The following is a 19,691-nucleotide window of genomic DNA, read 5'->3' as shown; positions in this document are numbered from 1 at the left end:
GTTGTTAGCGAAGGCGAAGCGGCGCGCTTTCGCACGCCGCTTGCCGAATGAGCCTGATTACAGGTCTTTCATGCGGGGCTCGAGATAGGCGACGGTGCTCGCCATCGAACCGAGTTCCGGATAATCTTCTTCCGGAATCTGCACGCGGTGCCGCTTACGGAGTTCCATGACGATGTCGAGGAAGTCCATGCTGTCGAGTTCGAGCTGTTCGCGAAACGGCTTCGCGTCGTCGATGTCGGAAATGTCGTCATCCGGGGCGATGTCGCGCAAGATGTCTAGAACTTCCTCACGAATTTCCGCTGGCGTCACTGCGTTGTATCTCCTGCGTTGCCGCTTAAAGTTTGCGAATGATGGCTACTGAGTTGATCCCTAACATACCGAACGAATTGTTCAGGATGTAACGGACCGGGCCGATTTCTTTCGGCTCGTTGATTACAAGTCCCGGCAACTGGCAATCGGGGTCGAGATCATCGACGTTGATCGTCGCATGGACGACGCCATCTTCAAAGGCGGGCAAGTTGCCTGCCATTTCCAAGGCGCCGGCCGCTCCCATCGCGTGGCCGATGAAGCTCTTCGTATTGTTGATGAACGTCTTTTCGCTCTTGCCGAAGACCCGCCGCAATGCGTCGCACTCTTGCGAGTCCCCCAGCGTTGTACCGGTGGCGTGCGTACTGACAATGTCGATTTCTTCGGCGGCCAGTCCGGCCCGCTTCAGGGCCAGCTCAACGCACTGCGCCTGACGATCGGGGTTGGGCAGCACAAAGTCGGTCGCGTCGGTGTTCATCGCGTAACCGGCCAGTTCGCCATAAATCTTGGCGCCCCGTTTTTTGGCGTCCGACAGTCGCTCGAGCACGTACACGCACCCACCTTCGGCGACGACGATGCCGTTGCGGGCTTTGTCAAACGGCCGTGAGGCTTTCTCGGGCGTGTCGTGGTGGGCAAGTGCGCCTTGGCTTTTGAAGCCGGCGAAAATGCCAAATGTGTGAACGCTTTCCGAAATTCCCCCGGCCAGGGCGACGTCGCACTCGTCCAGACGCAACATCTGGGCGCCTTGGATCAAGCCGGCGTTACCGGCGGCGCAAGCCGCCCCGATTGTGTAATGCGGGCCGGTGATTTCCCGGTTCAGGCAGATTTCGCCGGCCGGGTTGTTGGCCACCGTGCGGGGGTTGTGGTGGTGCGACCAGCAACTGGTGTCGTAGTCGTACCCTTTCAGCTCGTAGACCTCGTTTTCGGTCTCGACATTGCCATGTTCGGTGACGCCCATATAGACGCCGATGCGGCTCTTGTCGATGTTTTCCCAGTCGATGCCCGAGTCGGCGATCGCTTCGGACGAGCAATAGATGCCGACGCTGCCGGCTCGCGTGCCGCGGCGAACTTCGCGCTTGGTCTGATAGCGGGTCGCCTCGAAGTTGCAGATTCCGGCCAGCGTGTCCCCCACGTACCGAATGTGGTAGTTCTGAACGCCGCTCTTGCCTTCCAACAGCGCAGACCGGTACTCGGAATGCGAATTACCATTGGGAGAGGTCAAGCCAATCCCTGTAATGACGATGCGTTGTGAATCCGGAAGTTGGTCGGGGCCCGCGATCATGAACTGCTACCGAAGGGTCCAGAGAAACAGTCCAAACTACCGATTCCCCTGCACGTTGACAAGATATGCGCCACAGATCGAGCGATGTCGATCAAAGGGTTTTCGCCAGGCGGCGCATCCCTTCCTCGATGTTAATTGTCGGCTCAAAGCCGAAATCGTGCCGGGCAGCGGCGATGTTGTAGTAGTGGTTGGTCGCCAGCTGAGCCGCCAAAAAGCGGGTCATTCGGGGTTCGCTGCGATATTTGCCCAAAAGTCGATAGCCCCATTCCATCAGCCAGCCGATCGCATAAGCGGCGCGATACGAGATTTTCCGCGTTAGGGGAGGAATTTCCGCCAATTTCAGCAGGTCGTTGATCCAAACCCAACACATCACCGGCTCTCCCTGGCTCAGGTAGTACGCTTTTCCGCAAACCTTCCCCCCCTCGCGCAGCGCGTCGGCCGCTTGCAGATGGGCGATGGCGGCGTTTTCGACATAAATCATGTCGACCATATTCCGACCATTTCCAACAATCCGCAATTTGCCCGATTTCGCCCGCTCCAGCAGCCGCGGAATCAGATGCTGATCGCGGGGGCCCCAAATCAGATGGGGCCGCAGGGCGCAGGTCAACAGTTTGCCCGGCTCGTTCGCCTTCAGCACCATTTTCTCGGCGATCGCTTTGCTGCGGGGGTAATGGGCCAAGTAATGGTCTGGATACTGCCCGGTCTCGGCGATCCCGTTCTGGTCGCTGCCGTCAAAGGTGACGCTGGGGCTGCTGGTGTAAACAAGTTTGCCAATGCCATGCTCGTGGCAAGCGGCGATGATGTTTTCGGTACCGACGACGTTGGCCTGGTAGAAATCTTCCCAGCGTCCCCAGATACCGGCGATCGCGGCGGTGTGATAGACGATGTCCATGCCGGCGCAGGCTTGCGAGACGATCTTAGCGTCGGCCACATCGCCGCGGACGCACTCGACCCCCAGCTCAACGAGATCAGGATAGTCGCGGCGTCCGAGGACGCGCACCTGATCGCCGCGGGCGAGCAGCTGCTCGACGATATATTGACCTAAGAATCCTCCACCACCGGTGACGAGCGCGCGCACCAGAACCGCCTTTCCATTTCCAAAATAAGAGCTAGTCGAGACCTTGGATCATCGAGCGGGGGATCTTGAAGCGAAACGATCCTCCTTCGCCGATTGCCTGACCCGGCAGGTCGAGATAGAGATTTTGCACCGTCTTCGGATTGAAGTCTTCGCCGACGTCAAACACGATCGAATCGGTTCCATCCTCTTTCGGCTCGAACGTTTTTTCCGGGGTGTTCCATTTCAGGCGGGCGATGTCGTCAAACCGCGTCGGATAGTAGATGTTTCGCTGTTCATCCGACAGCTGCGCCGTGCGGAACCCGGCCGGCGATTTGAACTCGGTGCCGTACCATGTCTTGAAGTGAATCGGCTTGCCCGAGCGATTGCCGATCTCGAGATAGACGACCATGAAGGGGCGTCCGGAGGTTTGCAATTCTCCTTGTTCGTCGTGGCCGCGGACTTCGCCCCAATCGACGTGATGAACCTTCACCTTCAAGCCGTCGAGGATCTTGCTCTTCTTCGACGCGTCGGACCAGTTGATATAGAAGCTGTCGTCGTTCTCGGCTCGATCCATGATTTCCTGGATCTTGTTGCCGACGTTGGTGTTGGTTTCGTTGGCAACTTCTGCGACCGGCGCGTCTTCTCCGCCCCCGGTCAGCAGCGCCTTGGCGACCGCAAAGACCAGGAACAGCGCCACCGCGCCGACGCCGCCGGCGACGATGTTGAAGATCAGCTTCTGATGCTTGTTGAAGAACGAAACTTCTTCGTCTTCCCCTTCGGAGCCTTCCGCAGCTGCGCCGGCTGATGTGCCCGCTGCGGCCGGCTTGCTCTTCTTCGGCGGCGGCGACTTTCGCCCAGGGGCGTTGGGCCGGGTTTGCAACTGCGGCGCCGACAGATTGGGGGGCTGCGGCGATTGCGATACATTGGGAAGCGGCGGCGGAGGCGTCGTAGCGCCCATGTCGGGGACCACAAAGACGCCGCTGCACGTAGGGCACTGCACCTGCGTACCGGCAGGCGATTGGATTTCGAGCACGGTCGAACAGTGAGGGCAGCGCAGTTGCATCAGGCGGGATCTCCAAGCAGAGGAACGCTTCTATTTTAGTCTTGGTGCGGCAGGTCGAGTCGCTCCTCGGCCCAAACCGCCAGCTTTTCCCGGAAAATCTTCGCATTGTGGCGAATATCGACCGGAAACGAAGGATGCAGCAAGAAGTCGTAGATCGTCTCGGTCAGCGGATGCGCGGCACACCGCTCGCGGACTTCCGCCAACAGGGCGTCGATCGCCTCCTTTGTTTGGGGATAGCGATCGGGCCATGGTTCGACGATCATCACCGGAAACTGCTCGCCCGGCTCACCTACGCCCACCAGTGCACTGCGATAGATCGCGTCGTGGTTGTTGGCGATCGCTTCGCACGGAATCGTGTACATGTCGCCATCAGGCGTTTGCACGCGATGCGCCTTCCGGCCGCAGAACCAAAAGCGGTCTTCGGCATCGAGATAACCAACGTCTCCCATCCGGTGCCAGATCCGCTCGCCATCGGTGATTTTGGCCAGACGCGTCGCTTCTTCGCTGGTGAAATAGCGCCGCGTGACGACCGGCCCCGAGACGATCAGTTCGCCGATTTCCCCGGCGGCGACTTCTTCACATTGATCGAGCGTTTCGATCGGCGCGTCGCTGATGCGGATGACCCGCCACTGGATCCCGCTGAAGCGGCGACCGACGCACGTGCCGGCGCCTTGCTGCGACTCGAGTTCGGTTCCGCCCAAAACTTCGCTGGCGGCGATCGACGCGATCGGCAGCGCCTCGGTCGCGCCGTACGGCGTGTGGATGTCGCCTTCGGGATGAATGACGCTCTTCATCCGCCGCAACACATGGGGCGGAACTGGCGCCCCGGCCGACAAGACCCGCTTGAGCGTTGGCAGTTGAATCTGATGCTGCTCGCAGTAGAGGCTTACCTTGTTCCAAACCGCCGGCGAGGCGAACGACTGCGAGATCTGCCAATCGTGGATTGGTTCGATGATGTTGAGCGGATTGACCGACGCCGGACGACTGGCGTCCATTTCCGGAATGACCGACGTCACGCCCATCGCGCTGTTGAACAGCCCGAACAGCGGAAAGCCAGGCAAGTCGACTTCGCCGGGGGCGATCTCGTACCGATCGCGGATCTGCTGGACCTGCTCGTAAAAACCTTCATGCCGAAAGAGCACGCCTTTCGGCGGACCGGTACTGCCGGTGGTGAAGATAATCGCCGCGGGGTCGTCATCGGCCGCGGCGAACGTCTGAAAGCCGCTGGCGTCCGCTTTCCGCAAGTCGTCAATCGTCGCGCCCCCCCAAAACCAGCGGCGGCCGACCGTGACGTTCTTCTTCGCTTGGGCGTAGCGCCGCCCCATCAGAACGCGAACCGCCTGCACGATCGAGATCGCCACAAACCCTTCCGGCTCGACCTGATCCAGGCACCGCAGCAGATTCTTCCGCCCCATGCCGGGGTCGATCAAGACGCTAACCGCGCCCACCTTAAATAAGGCGAAGACGAGCGACACGAAGTCGATGCTCGGTTTCACCAGCAGCGCGAGCCGGGTGCCGGGCGTCACGCCCAACTCGGCCAGACCAGCGGCCAGGCGCGTGCTGTCCGCTTCCAACTCGGCGAAGGTAATCGTTTGATAGACCCGCCGGCCATCCTTGCCGCGGCGAGCTGGCGTGGCGATGGCGACGGCGTCGCCGCGCTCTTGGGCGACTTGCGCCAAGAGAGAGCCGACATTCTTAGTGGAGGTCGAAGCGGCGGTCGCCACAATACTTACCGCAGGTAGAAGGGAACAGGGTCAAAGCTCGGTAATCTAGGCCGATCGGCGGCTCTCGACAACCGCCCGAACGTGGGAAAGTACTTCGGCGGCGATGTCGATCTCGCAAGTGCGGGCCAGCGCCTTCCAGCCCGGCACGCCGTTGACCTCCAGCAGATAAAGGTTGCCGTCTCGGCCAGGCAGCAGGTCGACCCCCGCCATGTCCAACTGCAGCCGGTCGACCGCCGCCAGGGCGATTTCCAACTGCTGGGGCGTGGGAGTGTGCGGTCGACTGGCGGCGCCCCGCTGTACGTTGGTCCGCCAATCGTGCTCGTTATGGCGGGTCATTCCCCACGTTTTGCCGCCGATCACCAGCACCCGAATGTCGTAGCCGTCATGCGGGACGAACTTCTGCAGGAACAGCACCGAGTCGGTCCGCGACAACGTCTTGAAGACCCGCTCGGCCAAGTCGGGCGATTCGACCCGTAAAATGCCGCGGCCTTCGCCTCCAAACAGCGGTTTGACGACGACGTCCCCCCCCAGCGCTTCGTACGCTGCCAGGGCGTCTTCCCACGTTTCACATAGATAAGTCTCGGGAACCAAGATCCGCCGGGCCGCCAATCGCGACAGGGTCAGATACTTGTCGATCGCGATCTCGAGACTGCGGGGGGCGTTCAGCACGACCGCCCCCTGCTGCTGGTACTCGGCCAGCCAATTCATGCGGTAGATGACCTGCTCTAAGCTGCCCAGCGGCATGGTGCGAACCAGCAGGGCCTGTAGCTGCTGGGCGTCTAGCTGGTCGCCGTACCAAAAGCCGGGCTGCGCACTTAGCGAAGCCTGCAGGCGGCGGAAGTCGACCGGCGTGACCGAAAGATTGGAAAAAGCGGCGGCCGCCCGGGCGAGATCCTGGGCGTACCAGCTATCGGAAGCGGCGAGCAGGCCAATCTGGAGAGGGGTCTTGGGCACAGGTAATTGCCAGTCGTTGGGCGCCGATTGGAATAATCAGGAAAAAGGGAACAATCGCTTCAATCGTTAGAGTCAAACTGCCGATCACCATAGTGCACAGAATCATATGCACGCGATCCCATGGCCGCAAATCCAAGGGCAGCGAGTCGAAGTCATCGTTCAGGGTCGGGAACCGAAAAAATGCAAGTCAAAGTCTACGTACCGAAAACCGTCGAAATTCCGAGCGAATACCTGCCGGCTCTCGTGCAGCGCGCCAACGAAAACTTGGGCGACGCTGGACGCAGCGTGGCGGCCTCGCGCGGCCACCTGGTTCGCCAAGCCGTTCGCGACGGCCTGCTTCGCGATCTAGATCATCTAATGAGTGAAGATGACGCGGTCGATCTCTACTGCGATCCGGGCAGTGAGATTCCGCTGGAAATCGAAAATCGCACCGTTACGCTCACCGAACTGCTGGAAGCCTTGCAGAACAAAAAGGCTTCGTGGGGAATCAAATCCGACGACCTCTCCGACAAGCAGCCTGGCATCACTCCGCGACGCCGGGCAGCCTAGTTTCCAGGATTGCGGCCTAGAATTGGGCGACGAAAACCTCGGCAGGACGTGCTATCACAGCTCGTCCTGCCCACGTTTCTTGGCAAGCTAGAAGCGACCCCGCAGACTGTGGCGATTGGCGAAGGTTTGTCAGCCAAGGTGGCTGTCCCACCTGGCTTCCTTTCATGCCGCACGCCGCCCATTAAAACCCGATCATCTCCGTATATCGGAGAAGACTGTTATTTGGCGAAAAGGGCCAGGTAGTCAGATTTTGGGGACAGCATCGTCGACGGGCAGGCGGAATCGAAATGCAAACGGGGCTACAGAGTCGCAAAGCTGATTGTCCGCTCTGCGGAACAGCGCTCCAGCGCGACGAAGATAGCATCCGCGATTTGTGGAATTGCCACAGTTGCGGCTTGTCGATCGAAGTTGCGCAACAGCGCGATCCGCTACCAGAGCTGGCGCCCGCCCGCAGCGGACCGCTGTGTGATGACGAGCCGGACGAAGATCAGCTTGATCGTTGGTTGGCCGGCAAGCCGATCGAGCGGAAAGCGGCGCCGATCTCGCTCCGTCTTTCTCGCTGGGCCCAAGAAAACTGGGGAGCGGTTACCTGTTTTCTGATCGCGCTACTGGGCGTCTCGGCGATCGCGGCCCATTCCATGCAAAGCAGCGTCGTCGCGCAGCGGCAATTGGCGGACGAACGAGTCGCCCATCAAACGACGCAGAAGCTGGCCCAAGAGCGCGACGAAGAGCTTCGGTTGCTGGTCGACTCGGCCCAGATCAAATCGAGGGCGCTCGGCAAACAGCTTGATCAAGCGCGGCTTGACGCCCGCCGCGATCTCTCGCTGCGACTAGCCGACGAAGCGACGCGGCTTGAACAAGCGGCGCCGCAACGTTCGCTGATGCTCGCGGCCGAATCGGTCCAGATTGCCCGCGATTCGCGACATTTTCCGGCGGCCGGCGCCGTGCAGGTGCTATTCGACCAGCTGCAAGACCAATCGCTGATTCGCCCAACCGGGCACAGCGACGCGATCCGCTCGATCGCGTTCAGCAACGACGGCACGCTGTGGGCCAGCGGCGGCGATGACAATCGCGCGATCTTGCACAGCCTTGACGGCCGGCGGATTTCAATCCCGCTGGAAGCCCACTGGAGCCGCGTCAGCCAGGTCAAATTCTCTCCCAACTCGCGGCAATTGGCGACCGCCAGCTTTGACGCTTCGATCTGCTTGTGGGACGTCAGCAGCAGCGAAGTGGCGCAGTCGCCGGTCGTGCTGTCTGGGCATGACGAACGGGTCCTGTCGATCGACTTCAGCGCTGACTCTCGTTGGCTCCTCTCGGGCGCCCAAGCGGCGCCCGGCAGCCCGAGCGAAATCTTGCTGTGGGATCTGCAGGCCAAGGGACAGCCGCAAGTGGTGCAAACCTTGGGGCAGCACTTCGGGCGCGTCCATGCGGCGCAGCTCAGCCCTGACGGACGTTGGGCGTTTACCTCGTCGGCCGACGGATTCGTTCAGCTGTGGCGGCTGAACCCGAAGAGCGGCGACCGGATGACCGTCGCGATGCGGGCTCAGCATGGACTGACCGATCGGGTCGTCTTCTCGGCCGATAGCTCGCAACTGGTGACTGTCTCGGAAAGTGGTCGCGGCGGCGAGTGCGTCGTTCGCCGATGGGAACTGGGCGAGATGATCCGCCCCGACACGATCGCCACCTTCAAGATCATGCCGCTGGCGGCGGACGTTGATTTCGCCAAAGGAAACGTCGCCATCGGTGGCGAACGGGGCGATCTGAAAGTCATCAACTGGAACCTCGGCACGACCACGCCGGTCTTCGGTCATGAACAGCCAATCCAGCTGATCCGCTTCCTGCCGGATGGCGCCTTGGCGTCGGTCGATGAGCATGGTCTGGTTCGCCGGACGATTCTCGGTGGCGAAGATGAAGTGGCCCTCGGCGTCAAGTTGCCGCAAGTCGCTGGTCATATCGAAGCGGCCGCGATTTCGGCCGACGGACAGTGGGTCGCGGTGACCAACGACAAGCGCGAAGTGATGATCCGCCAACTCGATCCGCTGATTCTGACCGGAGTCGCCTTCGATCGTCTGCAGTCGGTCATCGGCGGCGTCGAAGTCATCGCCGCGCAGCCCAGCGAAGACCTTCGCTAATTTTCTTCTTGTAGGGTGGTGGAGTAGGCGCGAGAACGCTTGAATTTCAAGGTTCACGCGCACACGCTTACGTAACCCACCTTCTGCGCTCGCAAGTGCACTTGCAGCCGCATTGTTGGGTTGCGCTTCGCTGCACCCGACCTAAAAAAAGACAACACTACAGCTCGAAGCTTTCTTTCAGCAGCGGTTCCGACGTTTCCCCAAACGTGTGCAATTGCTCATTGTTCACATTCATTAAGGTCACTTGCGCTGGGCTGAAGAGCATCGGATCGATCTGATAGAAATCGAAGTTGGCGTCCCGTAAGATTTTCTCGAACGGCGTGCCGTACGCCGGCGAGCTATTGCTGGGAAGTTGCTGTCCCGCTTCCAGGATCTGTTCGTCGTCGGCGTCGACCCACAGCGTTACTTGCCCGCCATAGAGGATCGCGTCGTTGGTGCGGCCGATCCCTTGCACGTCATTGGCGGCGATCGGCGGCAGCGGCGCGAAGCCTTCGGCCTTGACGATCTTGCGCAGGTCGAACTTCAGTTCGTGTAGTTTGTGCAGCGCCGTTTCAACGCTCCGCGCGACGATCTGCACATGACCGGCGATGCTGGCGGTGCGGGCGACCAGCAGCCGCAATTGGCTTGGCTCGACGCCGCATTGCTTGGCGATCTCGCGGCAAACGTCGTCGGGGGGCAGCTGCGACGTTTCGAGCACGCCAACCGCCACGTCGGCCGACTCGGCAAGGTCGAGCTTGGTGATTAGCGGCTCTTTGCCGGCGATGGCCCGCATCGGCCCCGACGCCATCGCGAAGAAATCGCCGTGCAAGATTTTCCAACCGGCGTATTGCGAACCCATGCAGGCGACGACCGGTTGCTCGGTTTTGACATGCACATCCAGCGGAATCCCTTCCAGGCTGCCGAGCGTGAAGTTGACGTCGGCCAGTCCCGCCAGGCAAACCTCGGCCAGCTTGCGGCCCGCCTCTTGTCCACCGGGCGCATTGACGCCGACATCGATCAACTGCACGCCGCATTCGGCGGTCAGAATGGCGGCCTGGTATTGCTCAGGCTGATCGACAATCGCCTGGGCGAGTTCAAAGGCGCGTTGGTTCAGGTTCAAAAGAGGGGCTCCGAATGAAAAGTTGCTAACAGCCTGTTGAAAAATGCCATCGTGGCATTTTTCAACCTCGCCAGGCTCAGAGCGTAGCTCTTCGCGGCTCGCAAAATAACGACTTGCGTCGCTATTTTGGGATCGCATTCCTGCGATCTCGCAGTCCGTCGAGAAAATCAACGGACTGCTAACCCATGTTGTTTCAGCAAGACGGGTTAGTTGCAAGTCTACCGCGCCAAAGGTCGATTGTTCCCGCGGCCTTTCAGTCGTAGAATTGGCGGTCCCCATCCGCAGGAGACCCGCGTGCAGAATCTGACGATAGAAAATTACGTAAAAGCGATTTACCAGGTCTGTGCCCGGGACGATAAAGATGCGGCGTCGACCGGCGAATTGGCGACGGCGCTCTCCGTTTCGCCTGGCACGGTGACCAGCATGCTGAAGACGCTCAGCGAGGCGGGACTGGCCGAGTACATGAAGTACGAAGGGGTCAGTCTGACGCCGTCGGGGCGGACGCTTGCGCTGCGGGTCTTGCGCCGCCATCGCTTGATCGAGGTCTTTCTGGTCCACACGCTCGATCTAACCTGGGACGAAGTGCACGAAGAGGCGGAGCACATGGAGCACGCCGTCAGCGACTTGCTGATCGATCGCATCGACGAGTATCTTGGCCATCCGGCGACCGATCCGCACGGCGATCCAATTCCGCGGGCTGACGGCAGCATGGTCAGCATCGATACCAAGAAGCTGACCAAATGGGATCCGGCAGAACCGTTTCGCTTAAACCGGGTGATGGATCAGTCGCCTGACTTCCTGCGTTACCTGACCGAAGAGTCGCTCGCGCCCGGGTGCGAAGGTAAGATCGTCGCCTACCGCGCCGAAGCCGGAGTGATCACGATCGAAGTCGCCGGACGAAGGACCACGCTCGGCTTGGACGCCGCCGAGAAGCTGTTGGTGTCAGCGTTGTCGTAGGAGTCACGATAGCTTGGCGGCGGGTGGTACTGCTGGCTTGTCCAGCAATGAGAACTGCGAGAAGACGCCGTAAGAACATGACGGCAGCGGGTCTTTACCGCTGCAGCTATGGGGCGTTGATCGGTTCGTGACCCAGCGACCGTCGCACGACCGAGAGTTGGCCGGTGTGCATGCCTTCGTGCCAGACTGCTGTTTCGAAGACGGCGCCGACGTCGTTTAAGAAGTCGGGCGAACCGGCTGGCGCGGCGGCCGACATTCCTTCCTCGTCGATGGCGTCAAACGCCGCGAGCAGCGCCGATCGGCGATCACGCAGGTAAGTGAGCACCTCTTCCGCGGCTGGGTATTGGTCTGGATCGGAAACTGGTTGCGAGCCGACGCCGAACAGCGATTGATACTCGTCGCGGGGTTCGGCTTGTTCGGGAGCGATCTGGCTGAGGAAGAAGTTGTCTATCAGCGCCAAGTGCCCGGCGATCCAGAGGGCGTGATTGGTCTGCGTGCAAACCTGCTGCGTCCACTCCTGCGGCGTATGGAAATCTTGCAGCAATCGTTCAGTAAACTCGCGGGCGGCGATCAATCGTTTGCGGAGACGCTCTTTGGGAGTCATTCGCTCTTCCTGGGGGGCCGCAAATTGGCGACCAGCTTGTCTGCAGGTGCGGCGGCAAGCGCCGGAGAATCAATCTGTTCTGTCCGATGCCGCAAAACGTCGAAAGGCACGCGTTGACCACGGCGGTCAAAAACCAAACCTCGCTGCGGCATTTCGCCAAAAGGGGCTACCGCCACAGAACGTTCGATTTCGGATGAACGAAATTCTAGGGATCGCCTCCCCCAAGGGACAAGCGCCTTGATTGATCGATCGCCCAAGGCCTACAATACGCACTGCCGTTTTTTGCATCTCGTAACAGATTTTACCGCAACGGTTTAGGTTCTTTCGACCGTCTGACCTCCATGCCCGAAGACTTCTACAAGACACTAGACGTTTCGCGGGGAGCGTCTGCTGAAGAAATTCAGAAGGCCTACCGCAAGCTCGCCAAGAAATACCATCCCGACGTCAATCCGGACGACAAAAAAGCGCAAGAGCGCTTCAAGGAGATCCAAAACGCCTACGACGTCTTGGGGGATTCGGAAAAACGCACCAAGTACGATCAGTTCGGCCACGGCTACGAACAGATGGGGGGCGGCCCGCAAGGCGGATGGCGCCATGCTGGCGGCGGCCCCGGTGGAGGTCAAGAGTTCGACTTCAGCGACATCTTTGGAGGTGGCGGTGGAGGTTTTGGCGGCGGCGGAGCAGGGGATGGCGGCGGTTTCTCCGATATTTTCCGCCAATTCACCGGCGGCGGTGGTCGCCGTCGATCGGCCCCCATTCGCGGCGCCGACCTGCACCATGAGGTGACCGTTCCCTTCAAGACCGCGGTCGAAGGGGGCGAGGTGATGCTGAGCGTCCGCCGTGGCAACAGCGTCGAAACGATCTCGGCCCAAATTCCGGCCGGCATCGAAGATGGCAAAAAAGTGCGTCTGCGCGGGCAGGGAGAACCCGGCCCTGGCGGCGGACCGGCCGGCGATATCTTGATCACCGTCCATGTCGACGGGCACCGCTGCTTCATCCGCAACGGCAAGAACCTGGAAGTCAAAGTGCCGATCACGCTCGAAGAAGCGGCGCTGGGGGGCAAAATCGATGTGCCGACCCCGCATGGCACGATCACGCTGACCATTCCGCCGAACTCGTCGAGCGGCAAACGTCTGCGGATACGAGGGCAGGGAGTCAAGCCGAAGACCGGCGACCCAGGCGACCTGTACGCCGAACTGCAGATCAAAATGCCGGCCGAATTGGACGAGAAAGCGCAGGAGCTGGTGCGACAACTGGGGGAACTCTACACCGAGAGCCCCCGCAAAGATCTCGCCTGGTAAGCGGATGAATCAGCAGGACGATCGCCGCTTCGGCAAAGAAAAACGGCTGCTGCAAAGCGCGCAGTTTGATCGCGTCTTCGCCGGCAAGTGCTCGGCCGCCGATGGCATTCTGGTCGTCTACATTGCCGCCAATGACGGGCTCGGTTCGCGCATCGGCCTGGTCGTCTCAAAGAAAGTGGGCAATGCGGTCCGCCGCAATCGTTGGAAACGCCGACTGCGCGAAGCGTTTCGCGTGCAGCAAGGACGTCTGCCTCACAACTGCGACCTGATCGTTATTCCGAGGGCCGCCGTCGAGCCGCCGTTTGAGCGACTTTGCCGCAGTCTGGTCGGCACGGCCAAGCGGGCTCGCAAAAAACTTGGCCAGCGAGGGGCGTAAGAAATGAACCTGCTGGCGATCCTGGCACAGGCCGCCGAAGGGCTGCTAGCCGAGACGATGATCTTTCTGGTGCGGCTCTACCAGTTCTTTTTGAGCCCGATCTTTGGGCGGCAGTGCATTTACCAGCCTACCTGCAGTCACTACTTTATCGGCGCGGTGAACAAGTACGGGCCGATTAGCGGACTGCTGCGGGGCGCGTGGCGGATCGTGCGGTGCAATCCGTTTTGCACCGGGGGCTGGGATCCTCCCTGACAGTCCGTTGATTTTCTCGACGGACTGCGTGAGCGCAGGGATGCGATCCCAAAATAGCGACGCAAGTCGTTATTTTGCGAGCCGCGAAGAGCGATGCTCTGAGCCTGGCGAGGTTGGAAAATGCCACGAGGGCATTTTCCAACAGGCAGCCAAAAGGTTCGACTGTCTGCTAAATCGACCTTGACCGTGCTATCAGATTGCAATAGCCTTCGCCCGCAAACATTTGATCCCTACGTGCCGCAAGGATTCGCGGCGCGATAGCCACGCCGACACGGAGCGTCGCACGCTATGACTACTCGGGCCCTTTCATCTCGTTCACGTTACGCCGCCATTGGGCTGATCGCCGGTGGTTTGCTGTTCTCGCCCGGGTGCGTCTCATGGTTCCATGAGGAAGAGCCGACGGCGATGATCGACACCTCGCCGGCCGACTGGGAATTGTCGCGGGTGGTCGGCGATTTGACCGTGCCGGTCGGCATTGGCCCAGCGAAAATCCAAGGGATTTCGATGGTGGTCGGGCTCGACAACACCGGCAGCGATCCTCCTCCGTCGCCGCTGCAAGAAGCGCTGATCAACGAGATGCGGATTCGAAAGATCGCCAATCCCAATACCGAGCTTGCCTCGCCGCGGACCTCGCTGGCGATCGCCGAAGCGTTGATTCCGGCTGGCGCCCGCGCCGGCGATCGAGTCGACATTCGCGTGCTGACGCCGCGCGACTCGGAAACGACCAGCTTGGCTGGCGGCTGGATGCTGGAAGTCGCCCTGTCGGAATCGGCGGTGCTCGAAGGCCGATTGCGGAAGGGGGAAACCTTCGTCCGCGGCCATGGCGCCATCCTGACGGACGACATTCGCGAAGGTCGCGACGATTCAGAATTGTTGCCCAAGCGAGGCGTCATCCTTGGCGGCGGCGTACTGAAAAAAGACCGCCCGCTTGGACTGGCGATGGGCGCCAACGACGTTTCGATCCAGGCCAGCGCTCGCGTCGGCCAGGCGATTAACGGCCGTTTTTTCAGCTATCAAAATGGGGGCGGCAAGACGGGCGTCGCCAATCCGGTCGACGACAAGAAAATCGAACTGCGCGTCCATCCGAAGTATTACGAGAACGTCCCGCGCTTTGTCCGCGTGGTCCGCTACATTCCGATTGGCGACACGACCGAAGAACGCCTGCAACGGATCGCCAACGCCGAGGCGGAACTCTTGATTCCGGAGTCGGCCGAAGCGGGCGCCATGAAACTGGAAGCCCTTGGCAAGGACTCGCTCGAGTCGCTGAAGACGGGCCTGGTCTCGAAGAGCCCGCTGGTCCGCTTCTGTGCGGCCGAAGCGCTCGCTTACCTGGACGATGCGGAAGCGATTCCGACGTTGACCGAAGCGGCTCGCAGCCAAAGCGAATTCCGCCACCGCGCGTTTCTCGCGATGGGGACGCTGGACGAACTGACGGTGATCGACGAGTTGGAAGGCTTGCTTCACTGCGAAAGCGTCGAAGCCCGCTATGGCGCGTTTGAGACGCTGCTGAAGAAGACCGGCAAGGCGCCGGTGATTCGGGGCGTCGACATGAAGGGGAAGTTCGTCTTCCATTCGATTCGGACCAACTCGCCGCCGCTGCTTCACTTCCGCTTGACGGAGCGGGCCGAGGTCGTCGTCTTTGGCGATGCGATTCCGGTGAAGAGCGACGCCGTCGTGCTGATGCCGAAGGGGCTGACCATCGCTGGGACGCCGGACGGCAAGATCAAGGTGACCCGCGTGGTCGCCGGTCGCGAGAACCGCACCTTTATGTGCGAACCGACCGTCGGTGAGGTGATCAAGGGACTTGTCGACGCCGACAGCGATTATCCGGAGGTCATGAAGGCGATTTACAATCTGAAGAGCCAAGGCGCGATCGACGCGATGGTTCGCTCGGACGCCATGGCTAGTAACGATCGGGTCTATTATCTCGATCGCGAGGATGACGAAGATTCCGAGTTCTGGAGCGAGGGAGACTCGGAAGAGGAAGCGGTTGCAGAGGATATGGCGGACGCCGACCCCGAGGAAATTGCTTCCAGCGAGAAATCGGACGAGAAAAGTTGGTGGCAGTTTTGGTAAACTAAGAACTTCCCTGTGCGTATAGTACGGGAACATTCTTTGACTACTATTGAAGCTGGCCGCCCTCTGCGCGGTGGGCTCCCGGTTTACCTTTAACTCCCCCGCAATCGTCTGTTTCTATGCTGAAGGCGCTCGAACTTGTCGGTTTCAAGAGCTTCGCCGACAAAACGCGATTCGAGTTTCCCCCCGGCATTACCGTGGTGGTTGGGCCTAATGGTTCGGGCAAGTCGAACATCGTCGACGCCATCAAATGGGCGTTAGGCGAGCAAAGCGCCAAAAGTCTCCGCGGCAAAGAGATGGCCGACGTCATCTTCAAAGGCGCCGCCTCGGGCTCGCGAAAAGCGGCCAATTCGGCCGAAGCGACGATCGTTTTCGACAATAGCGACGGCCAACTGTCGATCGATTCGCCCGAAGTTCACGTCTCGCGCCGGGTTTATCGCAGCGGCGAGGCCGAGTACCTGATCAACCGCCATCCTTGCCGGTTACGGGATGTGCGGGATCTGTGCAGTGGAACCGGCGTCGGCGCCGACGCCTACGCGATCATCGAGCAAGGCAAGGTCGACACGCTGCTGCAGGCGTCGTCCAAAGACCGCCGCGCGATCTTTGAAGAAGCGGCCGGCATCAGTCGCTTTAAGTCGAAAAAGCTGGAAACGCAGCGGCGGCTCGACCGCGTTGAGCAAAACCTGCTTCGCCTGGCCGACATCGTCGATGAGGTCGGCGGCCGTTTGAAGAGCGTTCGCGCCCAGGCCGGCAAAGCGCAACGATATCGTGAATATAGTCAACGTCTGCAAGATTTGCGGGTTAGCGTCGGTTGGGTCGACTGGCGATCGCTCTCGGCCCGGCTCGAAGAGTACGAAGTCGAGCTGTCGCAGTTTCGCGAAGAGGCCGCCTCGCTAGCGCAAGCGGTGAAAGCGTCCGAAGAACGCAGCGCGGCCCTCGAAGCGGAAGCCCGCACGCTAACCGACGGCATGGCCCAGGCCGAGGGAGATCTCTCTCGCGCCGAACAGCGGGTCGCCACGCTGTCGGCCGCCTCGACGATGCAGTATCGCCAACTGCACGAACTGACCGGCGATATCGCCAACCGCCGCGAACGGGTCTCACGGCTGAAGTCGGCCGAGGCGTCGCTCTCTGTCGACGTGCAGTCGATCCGCGGCTTGCTTGACGCCGCACGATTGCAATACGAAACGGTCGTCGAAGAGCTGCACAGCGTCGAAGAAACCGCCGTCGATCTGGAAGCAGGCGTCGAACAGCTGCGCAAAGATCGCGAAGAGCGGCGCCAGCGGCATGTCGAACTGCTGAAAGAAGCGTCGAGCCTGGAAAACTCGATCGGCGCCATCGAGGCCGAAGTCGCCGCCGCCGGCCGCCGGTTGAGCGAAGTCGGCGAACAATACAGCGAGATCTGCGCCGCGATCGCCGAGCAGCGGCAAGAGGCGGAAGCCTTTGAAGAGGAGGGCGCCCGGGTTGCGATCGATCTGGAGAAGAAGCAAGAGCGGCTCGATCAGACGCAAGATCGCCTGACCCGCCAGCGCGACGATCTCCGCGATCGGCAAGACGCCCTGACGACGCTATCACACCGCCGTGCTGCAATTCACGAGCGAGCCAAGGTGCTCGACGAGTTGGAGAAGCGGTACGAAGGGCTCAACGCCGGCGTCAAAGAGGTGCTATCACGCGCTCGCGACGAAAAAGAATACCACTTCCGCTCGGTCGCCGGCCTGGTCGCCGACGTCTTTCAGGTCGACGTCAAAAACGCCACGCTGATCGAAATCGCGCTTGGCGACGCCGCCCATTATGTGGTGCTGCGCGACGCCGGGCTGGTCGATGCGATCCAGGATGGTAGCGTTCACTTTCCGGGGCGGGTTGGCCTGATCGAGCTTGAGAACTGCTTGCCGCGGGTTGCCGAAGAGGACGAACAGACGCTCTCGGAAGATGGCGACGTCAAAGGGCGCGCCGACCGGTTTGTCGAAACGGCCGAAGAGTTCGCCCCGCTGGTCAGTCAGTTGCTGGGGGATGCCTGGATTGTGACCGATCTGGCGGCTGCACGTCGCTTGCAGCGGCAATACCCGCGGCGTCGGTTTGTGGCTGAGACGGGCGAAATGCTGGAAGCGGACGGGCGAATCTACGTCGGCCCGCGGGCCAATGCGGCCGGTATTATCTCGCGGCGGAGCGAACTGCGCTCGCTGCGGGATCAACTGGCCGAGCTGGACGACGAAATCAAAACCGGCGGCGACGAGATCACCGCTCTACAGCACGAGATCGCCGAGGCGGACGACGAACTGCGGAGCGCCATCGACGGACATCGCCAGGCGACCCTGGCCCAGTCCGAGCACAAAGCTCGCCTGGCCGCGGTGCAGCAGCAGCTAGAACACCTGGCCCGCGATCAACAGCGGAGCGGCCAAGAGCAGGAAGCGATCCGCCGACAGATCGAGGATGGCGACTCACGCCTGCAGTCGGTGCGGAACTCGCTGGCCGAAAAACAGCAAGAAACGGCCAATCTCGAGCGTGCGGCCGACGACGACCACGCCAAAGCGGCGATGCTCGAGAGCGAGCGAGCCCAGGTCGGGCAGCAAGCGACCAGCCTGAAGATCGAACTCGCCAAAAGCGAGCAACAGGTCACCTCGCTGCAGCAGCAAGCGAAGCAGACCGAGCAGGCCCTGACCGAAAAATCGCAGGCGATCGCCGAAAATCGCGACCGTCTGACCGCCGAGCAGCAGCAATACGCGACGCTGGAGCGGGAGATCTTGTCGGCCAACGGCGAGCTGGCCCATCTCTACCTGGTCCGCGAGCAACGCTATCGCGAGGTCCACTCGGGCCGCGTCCGTCGCCGGGCGATCGAGACGCAGCGGGCCGAGATCCAGGCGCAGTCGCAAAAGATGCGGCGCGAGATGGAAGCGATCGCCGAGCAAGTCCATCGCAAGGAGTTGGCTGGCGGCGACCTGCGGCACGAACGGGGGACGCTAGCGGCCCGCCTGCTGGAAGACTACGGCATCGAGATCGCCAAGCATGCCGACAAGGAGGATCTCGAGCCGATCGAAGACCGTCAGGCGGTCGACGAAGAGATCGCCGACCTCCGCCGCAAGGTGACCAACATCGGCGCCGTCAATGTCGACGCCCTGCAGGAACTGGACGAGCTAGAGCAGCGATACGCCCATCTGTCCGGTCAGTTGACCGATTTAACCGAAGCGAAGCAGGCGCTCGAAAAGATCATCCAGAAGATCAACGCCGACAGCCGGCGGTTGTTTGAAGAGACGCTGGTGACGGTTCGCGAGAACTTCCGGCATCTCTTCCGCAAGGTCTTCGGTGGCGGATCGGCCGACATCATCCTGGAAGAAGGAGTCGACGTCCTCGAAGCCGGCGTCGACATCGTCGCCACTCCGCCGGGCAAAAACACCTTGCACATTTCGCTGTTGAGCGGCGGCGAGCGCGCGCTGACGGCGGTGACGCTGCTGCTAGCGATTTTTCAGTTCCGTCCCAGTCCTTTCTGTATTTTGGACGAAGTGGACGGCCCGCTCGACGAAGCGAACATCGGACGCTTCGTCGACGTCTTAAGAGGGTTCCTCGATTGGACCCGGTTTGTGATCGTGACGCACTCCAAGGCGACCATGGCGGCCGCCTCGACGCTGTATGGCGTCACGATGCAAGAGTCAGGCGTCTCGAAGCGCGTCTCGGTGCAGTTCGACGACGTCAGCGACGATGGCGAGATCTCGCAGGCGGCCGTCGAGCGAGACGCCGGCGATCGCGATAATGACGACGACGCCCAGGTAGCGTGACCGTAATCGCCGCGTAATCGTTACGATCGCGCAGGCCTTCTCAAGTCGCCGCGCCTATAATTTAAGTATTAGCAAAGAAATCATCTGTCGGCTCGCGCTCGCGGCCAGCCATTGTAACCCGGCTAATAAACACGACTTGCATCGGTCGCGCTTCATAGGATGCGGGTAGCGACGGTCGCTCCGTGCGGCACG

General features: G+C 61.0%; 16 protein-coding genes. 8 read left to right on the top strand and 8 right to left on the bottom strand.

Going from position 1 to position 19,691, the window contains the following annotated elements; translation table 11 throughout:
- Positions 1–57: 57 nt before the first annotated feature.
- From Enr8_RS23860 to Enr8_RS23835, 6 genes are all read right to left on the bottom strand, one after another.
- Positions 58–309 (bottom strand): acyl carrier protein, encoded by a 252-nt coding sequence (locus Enr8_RS23860; RefSeq protein ID WP_146436610.1) that lies wholly within the window; start codon positions 307–309, stop codon positions 58–60.
- A gap of 25 nt (positions 310–334) precedes the next feature.
- Positions 335–1,588 carry a beta-ketoacyl-[acyl-carrier-protein] synthase family protein gene (locus Enr8_RS23855; RefSeq protein WP_146436608.1) on the bottom strand — a complete coding sequence of 418 codons (1,254 nt, stop codon included), beginning with the start codon at positions 1,586–1,588 and terminating at the stop codon, positions 335–337.
- A 91-nt stretch (positions 1,589–1,679) separates the two neighbouring features.
- A complete protein-coding gene (locus Enr8_RS23850) occupies positions 1,680–2,666 on the bottom strand; it encodes an NAD-dependent epimerase/dehydratase family protein (RefSeq protein WP_146436606.1) in 987 nt (328 codons plus the stop codon).
- Positions 2,667–2,697: 31 nt separating this feature from the next.
- Complete coding sequence (locus Enr8_RS23845; protein ID WP_146436605.1) at positions 2,698–3,708, bottom strand: zinc ribbon domain-containing protein; 1,011 nt, start codon at positions 3,706–3,708, stop codon at positions 2,698–2,700.
- A 35-nt stretch (positions 3,709–3,743) separates the two neighbouring features.
- Positions 3,744–5,432, bottom strand: coding sequence for a fatty acid CoA ligase family protein (locus Enr8_RS23840; RefSeq protein ID WP_146436603.1), 1,689 nt, complete (start codon positions 5,430–5,432; stop codon positions 3,744–3,746).
- A 45-nt stretch (positions 5,433–5,477) separates the two neighbouring features.
- The gene (locus Enr8_RS23835; protein ID WP_146436601.1) at positions 5,478–6,386 is read right to left on the bottom strand and encodes an ATP-grasp domain-containing protein; all 909 of its coding nucleotides are present in this window, start codon (positions 6,384–6,386) and stop codon (positions 5,478–5,480) included.
- Between the two features lie 180 nt (positions 6,387–6,566).
- Between Enr8_RS23835 and Enr8_RS23830 the strand changes: the two genes are divergently transcribed.
- Together Enr8_RS23830 and Enr8_RS23825 are read left to right on the top strand one after the other, a co-directional pair.
- Entirely contained in the window at positions 6,567–6,935 is a 369-nt protein-coding gene (locus Enr8_RS23830; RefSeq protein WP_146436599.1) for a hypothetical protein, read from the top strand.
- A 287-nt stretch (positions 6,936–7,222) separates the two neighbouring features.
- Positions 7,223–9,067, top strand: coding sequence for a WD40 repeat domain-containing protein (locus Enr8_RS23825; protein WP_146436598.1), 1,845 nt, complete (start codon positions 7,223–7,225; stop codon positions 9,065–9,067).
- A 157-nt stretch (positions 9,068–9,224) separates the two neighbouring features.
- Here Enr8_RS23825 and mch read toward each other — a convergent pair whose 3' ends face one another.
- Entirely contained in the window at positions 9,225–10,166 is a 942-nt protein-coding gene (gene mch / locus Enr8_RS23820; RefSeq protein WP_222434941.1) for a methenyltetrahydromethanopterin cyclohydrolase, read from the bottom strand.
- A 294-nt stretch (positions 10,167–10,460) separates the two neighbouring features.
- Between mch and Enr8_RS23815 the strand changes: the two genes are divergently transcribed.
- Entirely contained in the window at positions 10,461–11,123 is a 663-nt protein-coding gene (locus Enr8_RS23815) for a metal-dependent transcriptional regulator (protein ID WP_146436594.1), read from the top strand.
- A gap of 106 nt (positions 11,124–11,229) precedes the next feature.
- On the opposite strand, the gene Enr8_RS23810 is transcribed toward Enr8_RS23815, so the two are convergent.
- The gene (locus tag Enr8_RS23810; protein WP_146436592.1) at positions 11,230–11,727 is read right to left on the bottom strand and encodes a DinB family protein; all 498 of its coding nucleotides are present in this window, start codon (positions 11,725–11,727) and stop codon (positions 11,230–11,232) included.
- 341 nt (positions 11,728–12,068) lie between these two features.
- Here Enr8_RS23810 and Enr8_RS23805 point away from each other — a divergent pair, with 341 nt between their 5' ends.
- From Enr8_RS23805 to smc, 5 genes are all read left to right on the top strand, one after another.
- Positions 12,069–13,028 (top strand): DnaJ C-terminal domain-containing protein, encoded by a 960-nt coding sequence (locus Enr8_RS23805; protein ID WP_146436590.1) that lies wholly within the window; start codon positions 12,069–12,071, stop codon positions 13,026–13,028.
- A 4-nt stretch (positions 13,029–13,032) separates the two neighbouring features.
- Positions 13,033–13,404, top strand: coding sequence for a ribonuclease P protein component (gene rnpA / locus Enr8_RS23800; protein WP_146436588.1), 372 nt, complete (start codon positions 13,033–13,035; stop codon positions 13,402–13,404).
- Between the two features lie 3 nt (positions 13,405–13,407).
- Entirely contained in the window at positions 13,408–13,656 is a 249-nt protein-coding gene (yidD, locus tag Enr8_RS23795) for a membrane protein insertion efficiency factor YidD (RefSeq protein ID WP_146436585.1), read from the top strand.
- A gap of 288 nt (positions 13,657–13,944) precedes the next feature.
- Positions 13,945–15,732, top strand: coding sequence for a HEAT repeat domain-containing protein (locus Enr8_RS23790; RefSeq protein WP_146436583.1), 1,788 nt, complete (start codon positions 13,945–13,947; stop codon positions 15,730–15,732).
- Positions 15,733–15,851: 119 nt separating this feature from the next.
- On the top strand, positions 15,852–19,499 hold the full coding sequence (gene smc, locus Enr8_RS23785) for a chromosome segregation protein SMC (protein WP_146436581.1): 3,648 nt from the start codon (positions 15,852–15,854) through the stop codon (positions 19,497–19,499).
- The last annotated feature ends 192 nt before the right edge of the window (positions 19,500–19,691 follow it).

Origin of the sequence: Blastopirellula retiformator (genome assembly GCF_007859755.1) — a bacterium.
Lineage (GTDB): Bacteria > Planctomycetota > Planctomycetia > Pirellulales > Pirellulaceae > Blastopirellula > Blastopirellula retiformator.
The sequence above is the reverse complement of the archived record's forward strand: the minus strand, read 5'-3'. Positions and strand labels throughout refer to the sequence as shown.